This window comes from Pseudomonas sp. 22072 (assembly GCF_052046095.1).
Classification (GTDB): Bacteria; Pseudomonadota; Gammaproteobacteria; order Pseudomonadales; family Pseudomonadaceae; genus Aquipseudomonas; species Aquipseudomonas paracarnis.
Genome location: NZ_JBQEQE010000023.1, coordinates 41,722 through 56,700 on the forward strand (window position 1 = coordinate 41,722; position 14,979 = coordinate 56,700).

Below are 14,979 nucleotides of genomic sequence, written 5' to 3' on the forward strand. Positions count from 1 at the left end.
TTTAGTCAGCATGGGAACCATTGGAGTATGGGATCCTCCATGCAGATAAGGAACCCTGATCTAAGCTCACAGTCGCATACACACTTGAACGTCGGCATCACGCAAAAGGAGCCTGCATGGGCGGTCGCACCTCGACATTTATTTTCAGCCTTGGCCTCCTGGCGCTGCTCAGCGGCTGTGGCCAGGACAAAGCCGAGCCCAAGCAGCATTCGCGGGTGTTCGTGCAAACCGTGCAGTCGGCGGATTTTGCCGCGGCGGTGACGCTGACCGGTGATATCCAGGCGCGGGTGCAAACCGATCTGTCCTTTCGCGTGGGCGGCAAGATCATCCAGCGCATGGTCGACGTGGGCGACCGCGTCACGGCCAGGCAAGTACTGGCCAAGCTCGACCCCAAGGACCTGCAAACCAACGTCGATTCGGCCCAGGCCCAGGTCGTGGCCGAACAGGCGCGGGTCAAGCAGACCGCCGCCGCCTTTGTGCGCCAGGAAAAACTCCTGCCCAAAGGCTATACCAGCCGCAGCGAATATGACGCCGCCCAGGCCGCGCTGCGCAGCAGCCAAAGTGCCCTGGCCGCCGCCCAGGCGCAGTTGGCCAATGCCCGCGAACAATTGGGCTACACCGCGTTGATCGCCGATGCCCCGGGGATCATCACGGCGCGCCAGGCCGAAGTCGGCCAAGTGGTACAGGCCACCGTGCCGATCTTCAGCCTCGCCCGCGATGGCGAACGTGACGCCGTGTTCAACGTGTATGAGTCCTTGCTGGTGGAGCCGCCGCCCGACGCGCCGATTACGGTGAGCCTGCTGGACAATCCGAGCATCAAGGCCGTGGGCAAAGTCCGCGAAGTCACGCCCGCCGTGGCCGCCAATACCGGCACCGTCCAAGTGAAGATCGCCCTGCAAAGCCTGCCCAAGGGCATGGAACTGGGGTCGGTGGTCAGCGCCACCGCCAATGGCCCGGCCAAGGCGAGCATCGAGCTGCCTTGGTCAGCCCTGACCAAAGACCTCAACGAGCCAGCCGTGTGGCTGGTGGACGGCGAAGGCAAGGCGCAGTTGCACAAGGTCACCGTGGCGCGCTACCTCACCGGCAAAGTGATCATCGGCGAGGGCCTCAAAGGCGGTGAAAAAGTCGTGATAGCCGGTGGGCAATTGCTGCACCCCGGCATGGTCGTCGAGATCGCCCAACCCGGAGCGCAGCCATGAAGCAATTGACGCTCATTGTCGCCGCCAGCCTGTTGCTGATGGCCTGCTCCAAGGAAGAGGCGCCGCCCGAACCCATACGCCCGGTGCTGTCCATGGAAGTGAAGGCTGAAGACCAGGAAAACCTGGGCCGTTTCGCCGGCACCATTCAGGCCCGCTATGAAAGCAACCTGGGGTTCCGTGTGCCGGGCCGCATCGCTCGTCGCGCCGTGGATGTCGGCGCCGAAGTGGAGAAGGGCGCTCTGCTCGCCGTGCTTGACCCCACCGACCAGCAGAACCAATTGCGCGCTGCCCAGGGCGACCTGGCGCGCGTACAGGCGCAGTTCATCAACGCCCAGGCCAACGCTCGGCGGCAACAGGAGCTGTTCAACCGTGGCGTCGGCGCCCAGGCCCAGCTGGATGTGGCCCAGACCGACCTGAAAACCACCCAGGCGACCCTCGACCAGGCCCGTGCTTCGGTCAACCAGGCCAAGGATCAGCTCAACTACGCCGAACTGCGTACCGACCATGCCGGCATCGTCACCGCCTGGAATGCCGAGGCCGGCCAGGTGGTCAGCGCCGGCCAGCAGGTAGTGACCCTGGCCCGTCCGGACATCAAGGAAGCGGTGATCGACCTGCCCGCCGGCCTGGCTGAACGCTTGCCTGCCGATGTGGTGTTCCTGGTCGCCGGGCAACTGGACCCCAGCGTGCACACCACTGCTGTGGTGCGTGAAATCGAGCCTCAGGCCCAAAGCGCCACGCGCACCCGTCGCGCACGCCTGAGCCTGGCCGAAACCCCGCCGGCGTTCCGCCTGGGCACGGCAATCAGCGTGACTTTGAGCACCGCCATCGCCCCGCGTATCGAACTGCCCCTGAGCGCCTTGCAGGAAGTCGACGGCAAGACCCGTATCTGGCTGCTCGACACCCAGAGCCAGACCGTGCAACCCCGCGAGGTCACGGTTATCAGCCGTGATGCTCACAGCGCCTTGCTCAATGGCAGCGTCAAACCCGGCGAGCGCATTGTCACCGCCGGCGTGAACAGCCTGAAATCCGGGCAAAAAGTCAAAATCGACGAGGACAGCCCGCGATGAAAGGGAGCTTCAACTTATCCGACTGGGCCCTCAAGCATCAGTCCTTCGTCTGGTACCTGATGTTCGTCGCGCTGCTGATGGGCGTGTTCTCGTACATGAACCTGGGCCGTGAAGAAGACCCGTCGTTCACCATCAAGACCATGGTGATCCAGACCCGCTGGCCGGGCGCGACCCAGGAAGAAACCCTCAAGCAGGTCACCGACCGCATCGAGAAAAAACTCGAGGAACTCGACTCCCTCGACTACGTGAAAAGCTACACCCGGCCGGGCGAGTCCACGGTGTTCGTGTTCCTCAAGGACACCACCAGCGCCAAGGCCATCCCGGAGATCTGGTACCAGGTTCGCAAGAAGATCGATGATATCCGCGGCACCTTCCCCCAGGGTTTGCAGGGGCCGTCGTTCAACGATGAATTCGGTGACGTGTTCGGCTCGGTGTACGCCTTTACCGGCGATGGCCTGTCGATGCGTCAGCTGCGTGATTACGTGGAGCAGGTGCGCGCCGAAATCCGTTCGGTACCGGGGCTGGGCAAGGTCGAAATGATCGGCCAGCAGGACGAAGTGATCTACCTGAATTTCTCCACGCGCAAACTCGCGGCCCTGGGGATTGATCAGCGCCAGGTCGTGCAAAGCCTGCAATCGCAGAATGCGGTAACGCCGGCCGGGGTAATCGAGGCTGGGCCGGAGCGGATTTCGGTGCGCACCTCCGGGCAGTTCGCCTCGGAGAAAGACCTGGCCAACGTCAACCTGCGCCTCAATGACCGTTTCTACCGGCTGGCGGATATTGCCGACATCAGCCGTGGCTATGTGGACCCGGCGCGGCCGATGTTCCGCTTCAACGGCAAACCGGCGATTGGCTTGGCCATCGCCATGCAGAAGGGCGGCAATATCCAGTCGTTCGGCAAGGCCCTGCACGGGCGCATGGACGAGCTGACCGCCGACCTGCCGGTGGGCGTCGGCGTGCACAAGGTGTCCGACCAGGCCGAAGTGGTGGAAGAAGCCGTCGGCGGGTTTACCAGCGCGTTGTTCGAGGCGGTGATCATCGTGCTGGTGGTGAGCTTTATCAGCCTCGGCATGCGCGCCGGGTTGGTGGTGGCGTGCTCGATTCCGTTGGTGCTGGCGCTGGTGTTCGTGTTCATGGAATACAGCGGCATCACCATGCAGCGCGTGTCGCTGGGCGCATTGATCATCGCCCTCGGCCTGCTGGTGGATGACGCGATGATCACCGTGGAGATGATGATCACGCGCCTGGAAAAAGGCGAAACCAAGGAACAGGCGGCGACATACGCCTATACCTCCACGGCCTTCCCGATGCTCACCGGCACGCTGGTGACCGTGGCCGGCTTCGTGCCGATTGGCCTCAACGCCAGTTCGGCGGGCGAGTACACCTTTACCTTGTTCGCGGTGATTGCCGTGGCGATGCTGGTGTCGTGGGTGGTGGCGGTGCTGTTTGCGCCGGTGATCGGCGTGCATATCCTCAGCGCCAATGTGAAACCGCACAACGCCGAGCCAGGGCGCATTGGCCGGGCCTTCAATGGCGGCATGCTGTGGGCCATGCGCAACCGTTGGTGGGCGATTGGTATCACCGTGGCGCTGTTCGTGGCCTCGGTGTTTTCCATGCAATTTGTGCAGAACCAGTTCTTCCCGTCGTCGGACCGTCCGGAAATCCTCGTCGACCTGAACCTGCCGCAAAACGCCTCGATCAACGAGACGCGCAAGGCGGTAGACCGCCTCGAAGCGATCATCAAGGACGACCCCGATATCGCCCGTTGGAGCACCTACATCGGCCAGGGCGCGATCCGTTTCTACCTGCCGCTGGACCAGCAGTTGGAAAACCCCTACTACGCGCAACTGGTGATTGTGAGCAAGGGCCTGGAAGAGCGTGGCGCCCTGATCGCCCGCCTGCAACAACGCTTGCGCGATGATTTTGTCGGTATCGGCAGCTACGTGCAGCCGCTGGAAATGGGCCCGCCGGTAGGGCGGCCGATCCAGTACCGCGTGTCCGGCAAAGACATCGACCAGGTGCGCAAACACGCCATTGAACTGGCGACCTTGCTGGATCAGAACACCCACCTGGGCGAGATCATCTACGACTGGAACGAGCCGGGCAAAGTGCTGCGCGTCGACATCGCCCAAGACAAGGCGCGGCAACTGGGGCTTTCGTCGGAAGACGTGGCGCAGTTGATGAACAGCGTGGTCAGCGGCGCGGCGGTGACTCAGGTGCACGACGATATCTACCTGATCAACGTGGTCGGCCGCGCCGAAGATGCCGAGCGGGGCACTCCGGAAACCTTGCAGAACCTGCAGATCGTCACGCCCAACGGCACCTCGATTCCACTGCTGGCGTTCGCGACCGTGCGTTACGAGCTGGAGCAGCCGCTGGTCTGGCGTCGTGACCGCAAGCCGACGATTACCATCAAGGCCGCGGTGCGCGATGAGATGCAGCCGACCGACCTGGTCAAGCAATTGGCGCCGACCATCGAGAAATTCAGCGAAGGCTTGCCGGTGGGCTATAAAGTCGCCACCGGTGGCACTGTGGAAGAAAGTGGCAAGGCTCAGGGACCTATCGCCAAGGTGGTGCCGTTGATGCTGTTCCTGATGGCCACCTTCCTGATGATCCAGTTGCACAGCGTGCAGAAGATGTTCCTGGTAGCCAGCGTCGCGCCACTGGGGCTGATCGGCGTGGTGCTGGCGTTGATTCCCACGGGCACGCCCATGGGCTTTGTGGCGATCCTGGGGATCCTGGCGCTGATCGGCATCATCATCCGCAACTCGGTGATTCTGGTCACACAGATCCACGAGTACGAAGAGGCCGGCTACACGCCGTGGGATGCGGTGGTGGAAGCCACCGAACACCGGCGTCGACCGATTCTGCTGACGGCTGCGGCGGCGAGCCTGGGCATGATCCCGATTGCGCGGGAGGTGTTCTGGGGGCCGATGGCCTACGCGATGATCGGCGGGATCATCATTGCGACGTTGCTGACGTTGCTGTTTCTGCCGGCGCTGTATGTGGCCTGGTACAAGATTCGCGAGCCGAAACAGGAACATCAGCCACAACAGGATTAATTCTGTAGGAGCGAGCTTGCTCGCGAANCGCGGCGCCTGTGAGTTTTTCGCGAGCAAGCTCGCTCCTACAAAAGAGCCTTAACTGACTGAGGCTGTGTGAAGCTTCTGAAAAATCCCGACGTCGTCCTGGCTGACCCTTGCATGTTGTACCCTCTGGTCCTCATTCCAAACCCAGGTCGGTCCTCATGCAGTGCCTGCGTTTCACCTTGCTGTTTTGCGCGTTGCTCCTTGCACCGCCTGCCTTCGCCGCCACCGTACTGGAAAACGCCTTGTGGCGCGTCGAACTCGACCCCGCCACCCTGGCGCTGCGCGTGACACCCGCAGGCCAGGCTTCGGTGCAGGCATCCAGCGGTGTGGCCGCGCATGCCGTCAGCCAATTGCAGAACACGCCTGATCAAGCCACTTGGCAATGGGACAACGGCGCCTATCGCCTGACCGCCCGCCTGCAACAGCGCGACCTGGCCTTGACCATCAACGCCCGCGAGCCCGGTGAGCTGGCCCTGCTGCGCCAGCCTGCCGAGGCCATGGGGCGAGGGTTGATCTGGCCCTTGGCCGAGGGGCATTACGTGCCTGCCGGCAATGCCATCTGGAAGACGTTTCTGCTGGAGCGGGGTGAGTTCAATACCACCCAGGACCTGAGCCTGCCGCTGTGGGGCGTGGATCACGGTGGCTTCACGTTGAACTGGCTGTTGACCAACCCCTACAACAACCGCCTGCAATGGCAAGCCGACGGCAACGGCCTGGCCCTCTCCGCGGCCCATGAATTCACCTCGCTGGCGCCTGATGCGCCGATGACGCTGCGCCTGTACCTGGGCGATGCCGACCCATTGGCTGGCGCCAAGCGCTACCGCCAGTGGCTGGTGGAGCAGGGCCGCTATGAACCGTTGGCGGACAAGCTGCGGCAAACACCTGAAGCCCAGAAGCTGCTGGGCGCCAGCCATGTGTACCTCTGGGACAACGGCCTGCTGGCTATGGGCGATGTGCGTGATTGGCCCAAACTGATCAAACGGCTGCGCAGCCATGAACTCAAGACGCTGATGGACAAGGAGAGCGCACAGCTGCTGGCGCAGCCCACTTCATTGAATCGCTATGAGCAAACCGTGCTGCTGCGCGGCGTCAACGCGGCGATCAACACCAAGGCCCGGCAGGCCTGGCAAGTCGAAGACCCAGACATGACCCGCCTTGCCGCCCGCTACGGTGAGCTGCGCAGTGAACTGGCCGTGGACTTTGCGGGAGCCTTGAGTGACAGCCCGCAAACCTGGGGCAGTAGCACGATTCAAACCCTGCGCGACGCCGGGCTGCAGCGTCTGTTGCTGACCTTGGGCGAAGGTTGGGAGGGTGGCCTCTGGCATCCCGAAGCGATTCGCGCGGGGGTGGAAGCCGGTTTTCTGATGGCGCCTTACGACTCCTATGAAACGGCCCTGTCCGCCACGGAAAACCCCGATTGGACCACTGCCCACTTGGGCGCCAAGGCCTATCGCGACTGCGCGATCGTGTTGAAAGACGGCAAGCTGAAAACCGGTTTCCAGAAGTCCGGCCATTACACCGACCCGCGGTGTGTCCGGCCGCTGCTGGAGGCGCGGGTGAAGGCGGTCCACGCCAAGGCTGGCTTCAATGCCTGGTTTCTCGATGCTTACGCCACCAGCATGCTGTTCGACAGCTATCGCAGCAACGCCAGCATGACCCAGGCACAAAACGCCGAAGGCAATATCGACGCCTCCCGCTGGATCAACGCCGTGCCGAAGCTGGTCACAGGCTCCGAAGACGGCAACGCGATCACCGCCCAGGGCATCCTGTTTGCCCACGGCATGCAGACCCCGGTGATCGGCTGGGGTGACCGCGAGATGACCCATGACCCGCAGTCGCCGTACTTCGTAGGCAACTGGTACCCCACGGAGCAACCGGCGGTGTTCTTCAAATCGGTGCCGTTGAAGGAGCCGTTTCGCACGCTGTATTTCGAACCGACGATGCGCCTGCCGTTGTATCAGGCGGTGTTCCACGGCTCGGTGATCACCACCCATCATTGGCTGTTCGACAGCCTCAAACTGAGCAATGTGCAGGGCGACAATGAACTGACCCAACTGCTCTACAACGTGCCGCCGCTGTACCACCTCAGTGCTGCGACGCTCAAGGCGCGGCTGCCGATTATTCAGCGCCAGGACCGCTTCTTCCGGCCGTTGCACCAGCGCTTGGCGACCCAGGAAATGACTGGTTTCCGTTGGCTGACGGTGGACAAACAGCTGCAGCAAACCACCTTCGCCGATGGGACGCGGCTGGTGGCGAATTTCTCGGCGGTGGAAAAACAGGGGTATGCCGGGCGCAGTGTGACGGTGCTTGTGGAGGGGGAGGAGCCGGTGGTGTATCAGGTGAAATAACGCTGCCCGTTACGGCGCCATCGCGGGCAAGCCCGCTCCCACAGGGGAATGCATTCCAAAGGTGGGAGCTGGCTTGCCTGCGATGAGGCAGGTACAGGCGATGCAGTACTAAAGTTTACGCCACACACTCGCCAACCAAGGCTGCTGTTCCCGCGGCAACCCGGCCGGCCGGTAGTAATGCTCCAACTCTTCAAACCCTGCCGCGGTCAGCAAGGCCTGCCACGCCTGCAGGTCGTGATAAGAGCCATACCGCGGCCCATTCCAGCCCTCTTGGTTCTCACCCCGAGGGTTGGAGCTGAACAGCACGCCCCCAGGCTTCAACGCGCCGTGCAGCTCTTTGAGCACTCGGGGCAACTCCTGCTTGGGAATATGAAACAGCACAGCATTGGCAAACACCCCATCGAAGCGTTCGGCGGGCAGGTCCAGCTTGAGAAAGTCCTGCTGCAGCACCTCACAGCCGCTGTCTTCGCGGGCCATCTGCGCAAAACGCTCGGAGCCATCCAGGCCAACGGCGATATGCCCCATGCGCGTAAACGTCTGCAAATCCCGCCCTGGCCCACAGCCGAAATCCAGCACAGTGAATGGCGGCGTGCCCTGGATATGCCGCAGCAGCGCGTCGATGTTCTGGCTCACATCGTGATCGCGGGTGCCTTCACGGAAGTCTTCGGCCACCTTGTTGTAGTGGCCCAGGGTGGTGGAGGTGATCTGGTTGAGGTCGTCGGGAGCAAGTTTCATGGCATGGCGCACGGCTGCGGCTGAGGTAGGGGGACTATACCCCGGCCCATTCATCAGTTGAAAACCGTGTATCCGCTGTAGGGCACTTCACGGCGGTCGCAGTGCGCGCATCCGACAGACCGCCACGGGAAATTGTGGGTAAGATTCGGCCCTCATTTGCAGAGGGCTACACATCCATGGAAGAGGAAAAACGTTCACCCGTTGGCAGCGACACCGCAGCGAACAAGGTCGACCAATACGCCACAAGATTGAGCAATGGGCTGTTCTGGCTCAATGAGCGTGCCTGGCCGCTGACGGTGGGGATTCTCTCGGTGGCTGGCTTGTACCTGTACCAGTACATCCAGGTCGAACAGGTACCGCTGAGTATCTTGTCGGCGTCGGCGTTCACTGCCTTGCCGGCGATGTTCGCCATGTTGGTATTTGTGATCGGCATGATGGGCGCGTCGATCCTGATCCCTACCTTCATCTTGTTCACGCGCCTGAACTGCGCGGGTGTGCGCCTGAGTGATCAACTCAATCTCCGCCCGCAGTCGCCCCAAGAGACGGCCCAGCATAGGCGCTTATTGGGGCATTGGACTGTCAGTCTGGTCGTAATGGGTGTTTTCTGGATGTCCGCTGTATACCTGTCTGTGAACGCCGAAAGTGGGTTTTGGCTGACCTTCAGCTGGATCGTCGCATTCATGGCGGCGATAGTGGCCTATGTCGGCATCATCATTCGTGCCCGGCCCGCCGATGTTGCCCTGCGTGAGCTGACCGGCGAGTTCTGGCTGGCCAGTGCTGGCGCCGGGGTCGTTCAAATGATGGTCATTTTGATGGTGACGGTGCCGGTCTCCCGCGCCTTCAGCGAGTACTCCGATAGCGCCGTGTTCTTTGCGCCGTTCATGGCCGCCGAACTGGGCGTGCTGGTCTTGATCCAGGGGAGCGCCGCCTGTCTGGTGGCGCGCATGCGCGATCAAAAAAACCCGGTTGCGTTCGCCTCGATGGCGGCCTTTGCGCTCATCGTTTTACTCGGGCTGATCCCGGCGAGTGGGGCCAAGTTGGGCGGCCTGCCGCTGCAAGGCTCCGCCTCGGGAGGGCGCGTTTGTACGTTGATGGCCTGGGCAGCAGAGGCGAAGGTCCCCGGCGCACTGGTAGACGCCGACAACCCCAAGCGCAGCGTAAAACTGCGGGTGATGGCCGACTCGGATGGCAGCTATATCGTGCGTCCCTGGCAGGCCAAGGAGAAAACCATCACCTTCGTGCCCCGTGCCAGCGTTGCCCAACTGGATGAGTGCCCGTGACGTCAGCGCTTGTTCAATACCCGCGCCAACCGGTCCCCACTCAGTTGGATCACCGCCACCAGCACCACCAGCAGCACAATCACCGTGAGCATGATCTGCGTATCGAAGCGCTGGTAGCCATAGCGGTAGGCAATATCGCCCAGGCCACCGGCGCCTATTGCTCCGGCCATGGCCGATGAGTTGATCATGGTCACCAGGGTGATGGTGAAGCCGCCGACGATGCCGGGTAACGCCTCTGGCAACAGCACATGCCAGATGATGTGCCAGCGGCGGCAACCCATGGCCTGCGCGGCTTCGATCAGGCCATGGTCGACCTCGCGCAGGCTCACTTCAGCAATGCGTGCAAAGAACGGCGTGGCGGCGATGGTCAGCGGTACCACTGCCGCCCAAACGCCATAGGTGGTGCCGACGATCAGGCGCGTGAACGGGATGAGCGCCACCATCAGGATCAGAAACGGAATGGAGCGGAACAGATTCACGAACGCTCCCAGCACGCGGTTAAGGGCCGGTGCCTGGTAGATGCCGCCCTTGTCGCTGGTGACCAGGAAGACCGCCAGCGGAATGCCCACCAGCAGCGCGATCAGCGACGACACCCCCACCATCAACAAGGTGTCGATGGCGCCCTGCACTAAACGATCAAACCACATAGCCCAGCACCTCCACCTGTTGTGCCCAATTGGCCGCGCGTTTGCGCAGTTCTTCGGCGTTGTGCGGCGATCCATTCACCGCCAGCAGCAGTTGCCCCAAGGCATGCCCCTGGATGCGTTCCACGCCGCCTTGCAGTAAACGCACACGGCCGCCGAGGGCACTGAACAGTGCCGCGAGGTCTGGCTCCAGGGTGTCGCTGCCGGTGAACTGCAGGCGCAGTACCAGTGCGGCGTCGGCCGAGGCTGGCGTGGGTTGCAGGCGGCTTTGCAACTCTGGCGGCAAGCCGTGTTGCAGCGGTGCGAGCAGGGTCTTGCTGACCTCATGTTGCGGATCGCCAAACACCTGCCACACCGGGCCTTGCTCGACGATACGCCCGTGCTCCAGCACCACCACGCGGTCGCAGATGTCGCGGATCACCGCCATCTCATGGGTGATCAGCACGATGGTCAGGCCCAGGCGCTGGTTGATCTCGCGCAGCAGGCCGAGGATCGACTGGGTGGTTTCCGGGTCGAGGGCCGAGGTGGCTTCGTCGCACAGCAGAATCTCGGGGTCGTGCACCAGCGCGCGGGCGATGCCGACACGCTGCTTCTGCCCGCCGGACAGCTGCGCCGGGTACGCCTTGTGTTTGTCTTGCAGGCCTACCAGCTCCAGCAGTTCATGCACCTTTCGCGCGCGTTGTGCCTGGGGTACACCGGCGACCTTGAGCGGCAACTCGACGTTCTGCCACACAGTCTTGGCCGACATCAGGTTGAAGTGCTGGAAGATCATGCCGATGCGTCGCCGCAGCGCCACCAGGTGGTCTTCATCGAAGCTGCCGATGTCCACCTGGTCGATCAGCACCCGTCCGCTGCTGGGTTGTTCCAGGCGGTTGATGGTGCGGATCAGCGATGACTTGCCGGCGCCGCTGCGGCCGATGATGCCGAACACTTCGCCACGCTGGATCGCCAGGTCAATGCCTTGCAGCGCATGCACCGTGCCGTCATAGGTTTTTCCCAGGTTGATGAACCGCACATGGGCGCGGTTCAAGTCCGGGTGCAGTTCAGTCTGTTCGGCGTGGCTGGGCGCAGGGGCCAGATCGTGCAATCGGGCGTTGGCGGCACTCATGGTTTAGCTTCCCAACCGACCTGGTAGAGCTTGCCGAGGGACTTGTCCAAGGCCGCACGCACCACCGGCGAGTGTTGGTAGATATCGACGAACTTGATCACCCGTGGGTCGGTTTTGCTCTTGGGCTGGATGACGAACTGAATCACGTATTCCGGGTGGTCGAGGCCGTCGAACAGCAGTGCCGACTCGGCATCGAAGGTCTTGGACAGGCGGATGTACGCCGGGTAGCCCTGCACCAGATCGGCGTCGTCATAGGCGCGCACCAGTTGCACCGCTTCCACTTGCAGGATCTTGATATTTTTCGGGTTGGCGATGATGTCTTCTTCGGTGGCCTTGTAGCCCACACCCGGCTTGAGGGTGATCAGCCCGGCCTTGGCCAGCAGTTGCAGGCCGCGACCACTGTTGATCGGGTCGTTGGCAATCGCCACGCTGGCGCCTGCGGGCAGCTCGTTGAAGTTTTTGTACTTTTTCGAATACAGCCCGACGTTATTGATGATGCCTGGCGCATACGGCACCAGGTCAAAGCCGGCGGCGGCCTTGGCGTTTTCCAGGAAGGGAATGTGCTGGAAGTAGTTCACGTCGATATCGCCGGCGGCGAGGCTGACGTTGGGCGCGATCCAGTCGGTGAACTCCACCAGTTCGACCTTCAGGCCCTGCTTGCCGGCCTCTTCTACGGCGGCTTCCAGCGGAATGGCGAAGGCAGCGGTGGTGCCGATTTTCAGCGGGGCGTCGGCGGCAAATACCGCCGAGCTGAATAAGCCGAAGGCCAGGGCCAGTGCTTTGACTGGGTGGTTTAGGAATGTCTTTTTCATAGTGGTTTTCCAGTCATAAGGTCTTAGGTAGCGAGATCGTTCCCACGCTCCGCGTGGTAATGCAGCCAGGGACGCTCCGCGTCCCACAAGCGAACGCAGAGCGTCCAAGAGGCATTCCCACGCGGAGCGTGGGAACGATCAAACAATGTGGCGGTAGGTAGAGCCGGTGTGTTGGCTGGGTAAGCGAGCCGTGTCGTGGAAGACTTTTTCCCGCAGCGTTCCCTGCGCATATTCCGTCTTGTACGAGCCCCGTCGTTGTAGCTCCGGTATCACCAGCTCAATGAAATCCACATAGCTCTCCGGCGTCACAATGCGCGTCAGGTTGAAACCATCCAGCCCGGTTTCGCTGATCCAGGATTCCAGCTCATCGGCCACCTGTTCAGGCGAGCCCACCAGGGTGATATAGCGCCCGCCCAAGGCGTGCTGTTCAAGCAATTTGCGCCGGGTCCAGTCGTTGTTCTGCAGGTTCTGGGTGGCCGACTGGATCGCGTTGCTTTTGACGTACTGGATCGGTTCGTCCAACGCGTACTGGGCAAAATCAATCCCGGTCGAGGCCGAGAAGTGCGCCACGCCGGCTTCCGCGCTGGCGTAGCTGAGGTACTCGGCGTGCTTGTTCCAGGCCAACGCTTCAGTGGCGCCAACGATGACGTTCAGGCCCATGAACACCTTGATGTCGTCCGGGTTGCGCCCAGCCTCCACTGCGCTGGCGCGCACCTTGTCCACCTGGCGTTTGGTCGCTGCTTTGTTTTGCCCGCTGATAAACACGCACTCGGCATGCCGCCCGGCGAACAGCAAGCCGCGCTCGGAACTGCCGGCCTGGAACAGCACCGGCGTGCGCTGCGGCGAGGGCTCGCACAGGTGGTAACCCTCCACCTGGTAGAACTCGCCGTGGTGCTCTACCTTGTGCACCTTGCCCGGTTGCGCATACACCCGCGCTTGGCGATCGTTGCGCACCGCGTCGTCTTCCCAGCTGCCTTCCCAGAGCTTGTACAACACCTGCAGGTATTCATCGGCCTGGTCGTAGCGCTGGTCATGCTCGACCTGTTCGGTAAGGCCCATGGCCTTGGCGGCGCTGTCGAGGTAGCCGGTGACAATGTTCCAACCCACCCGGCCACGGCTCAGGTGATCCAGCGTCGACATGCGCCGTGCGAACAGGTACGGCGGCTCATAGGTGAGGTTGGCGGTAAGGCCGAAGCCAAGGTGCTGGGTGACGGCGGCCATGGCCGACACCAGCAGCAGCGGGTCGTTGACCGGTAGCTGGATCGACTCCTTGAGGGGCACGTCAATGGAGTCCTGATAGACGTCATACACGCCGACGATATCAGCGATGAACAAACCGTCGAACAACCCGCGTTCAAGGATCTTCGCCAGTTCAGTCCAGTATTCGAGGGTCTTGTACTCGGTCGAGTTGTCTCGTGGATGAGCCCACAAACCGTGATTGATGTGCCCGATGCAGTTCATGTTGAAAGCATTGAGCAGGATCTTTTTTTTGCTCATCAGATGGTCCCCCGCAGCGGCGGGTTTTCATCGTTGAGGTAGTAGTTGCCAACCGCATGGTATTTCCAGCGCACCGGGTCGTGCAGGGTGTGCACCCGGGCGTTGCGCCAGTGGCGGTCCAGGCCGTGTTCGGCCAGGGTCGCCTGGCTGCCAGCCAGTTCGAACAGGGTGCTGCCGGCCGCCAGGGAGATTTCGGTGCTCAGGGCGCGTACTTCGGCAACGGCGATGGAGGCTGCGGCGACGGTCTGGGCATTGCTGTCGGCCTGGGCGCGGTCGAGGAATTCACCCGAGCGTTCCAGCAAGGCTTCGGCGGCGTGCAGCCGGCTGCTCAGGTGGCCGAAGCTCTTGAGTGTCAGCGGGTCTTCGGTGGCCTTGTCGTTGTCGGCGTCGATCCATGGGCGGGTCTTGGTGCGCACAAAATGCAAGGCGTCCTCAAAGGCCGCGCGGGCGATGCCGGTGTCGATGGCTGCGTGGAGGATCTGCGCCAGCGGGCCGACGGTGGTCGGGCGTTCGAAAGCGCTCTGGAACGGCACCACGTCTTGCGCCGCGACCCACACGTTGTCGAACACTACCGAGCCGCTGCCGGTAGTGCGCTGGCCGAAGCCGCTCCAGTCGTCGATCACCGTCAGTCCCTCGCTGTCACGCGGTACGAAGGCCAGTTGCTGCACGCCATTTGCATCCACCACCGAAGTGGGGATGCGCTGGGCGTAGATCGCGCCGGTGGCGTAGAACTTGCGCCCGTTGATGCGAAAACCGTCGCCGTCGCGGGTGAGGCTGGTAATGCGGTCGTGGGCGGTCTTGGTGCCCAGCTCCGCCAAGGCGTTGCCAAAGCGTTGGCCGGCCAACACCTCGGCGTACAGGCGTTGCTGCTGTTCGGGGCTGCCGTTCACGCGCAGTACTTCGAGGGCATAGAAATGGTTTTGCGGAATCTGGCCCAACGAGCCATCGGCCTGGGCGATCAGTGCGATGACCTTGGCCAGGGTGACGTTGGACACGCCCGCGCCACCGTAGGCCTTGGGCACGCTGATGCCCCACAGGCCAGAGCGGGAAAACACGTCCAGTTCGGGCAATGGCAGGCGGCGTTCGCGGTCGCGTTGGGCGCTGTCGCGGCGCAAGTCTTCAGCAAGATCGCTGGCGACAATAAGCGCTTGTTCGTCGCTGGTGATGACCGCGACGGGGTGAGAAAGGGTCATGAGTTTC

11 protein-coding genes are annotated in these 14,979 nt (G+C 62.5%); 5 read left to right on the forward strand and 6 right to left on the reverse strand.

What is annotated here, in order from left to right; translation table 11 throughout:
• Positions 1-116: 116 nt before the first annotated feature.
• From ACTJLA_RS21060 to ACTJLA_RS21075, 4 genes are all read left to right on the forward strand, one after another.
• A complete protein-coding gene (locus ACTJLA_RS21060) occupies positions 117-1,199 on the forward strand; it encodes an efflux RND transporter periplasmic adaptor subunit (protein WP_020302227.1) in 1,083 nt (360 codons plus the stop codon).
• On the forward strand, positions 1,196-2,266 hold the full coding sequence (locus tag ACTJLA_RS21065) for an efflux RND transporter periplasmic adaptor subunit (RefSeq protein WP_060765832.1): 1,071 nt from the start codon (positions 1,196-1,198) through the stop codon (positions 2,264-2,266). Before ACTJLA_RS21060 ends, ACTJLA_RS21065 begins: the two co-directional genes overlap by 4 nt.
• The gene (locus ACTJLA_RS21070) at positions 2,263-5,328 is read left to right on the forward strand and encodes an efflux RND transporter permease subunit (RefSeq protein WP_032894148.1); all 3,066 of its coding nucleotides are present in this window, start codon (positions 2,263-2,265) and stop codon (positions 5,326-5,328) included. The genes ACTJLA_RS21065 and ACTJLA_RS21070 overlap by 4 nt, the downstream gene beginning before the upstream one ends.
• A gap of 185 nt (positions 5,329-5,513) precedes the next feature.
• Positions 5,514-7,703, forward strand: a complete 2,190-nt coding sequence (locus ACTJLA_RS21075; RefSeq protein ID WP_440842056.1) for a glycoside hydrolase — start codon at positions 5,514-5,516, stop codon at positions 7,701-7,703.
• Positions 7,704-7,811: 108 nt separating this feature from the next.
• On the opposite strand, the gene ACTJLA_RS21080 is transcribed toward ACTJLA_RS21075, so the two are convergent.
• A complete protein-coding gene (locus ACTJLA_RS21080; protein ID WP_060772801.1) occupies positions 7,812-8,438 on the reverse strand; it encodes a class I SAM-dependent methyltransferase in 627 nt (208 codons plus the stop codon).
• Between the two features lie 176 nt (positions 8,439-8,614).
• Between ACTJLA_RS21080 and ACTJLA_RS21085 the strand changes: the two genes are divergently transcribed.
• On the forward strand, positions 8,615-9,718 hold the full coding sequence (locus tag ACTJLA_RS21085; protein ID WP_440842058.1) for a hypothetical protein: 1,104 nt from the start codon (positions 8,615-8,617) through the stop codon (positions 9,716-9,718).
• Positions 9,719-9,720: 2 nt separating this feature from the next.
• On the opposite strand, the gene ACTJLA_RS21090 is transcribed toward ACTJLA_RS21085, so the two are convergent.
• The 5 genes from ACTJLA_RS21090 to ACTJLA_RS21110 form a co-directional block, all read right to left on the reverse strand.
• Entirely contained in the window at positions 9,721-10,365 is a 645-nt protein-coding gene (locus tag ACTJLA_RS21090; protein WP_003187635.1) for a methionine ABC transporter permease, read from the reverse strand.
• Positions 10,355-11,470 (reverse strand): methionine ABC transporter ATP-binding protein, encoded by a 1,116-nt coding sequence (locus ACTJLA_RS21095; protein WP_060772800.1) that lies wholly within the window; start codon positions 11,468-11,470, stop codon positions 10,355-10,357. Before ACTJLA_RS21095 ends, ACTJLA_RS21090 begins: the two co-directional genes overlap by 11 nt.
• Positions 11,467-12,282, reverse strand: coding sequence for a MetQ/NlpA family ABC transporter substrate-binding protein (locus ACTJLA_RS21100; RefSeq protein WP_127880527.1), 816 nt, complete (start codon positions 12,280-12,282; stop codon positions 11,467-11,469). The genes ACTJLA_RS21095 and ACTJLA_RS21100 overlap by 4 nt, the downstream gene beginning before the upstream one ends.
• Before the next feature lie 138 nt (positions 12,283-12,420).
• Complete coding sequence (locus ACTJLA_RS21105) at positions 12,421-13,779, reverse strand: LLM class flavin-dependent oxidoreductase (RefSeq protein ID WP_057975351.1); 1,359 nt, start codon at positions 13,777-13,779, stop codon at positions 12,421-12,423.
• On the reverse strand, positions 13,779-14,972 hold the full coding sequence (locus ACTJLA_RS21110) for an SfnB family sulfur acquisition oxidoreductase (RefSeq protein ID WP_252949536.1): 1,194 nt from the start codon (positions 14,970-14,972) through the stop codon (positions 13,779-13,781). Before ACTJLA_RS21110 ends, ACTJLA_RS21105 begins: the two co-directional genes overlap by 1 nt.
• Positions 14,973-14,979 lie beyond the last annotated feature (7 nt).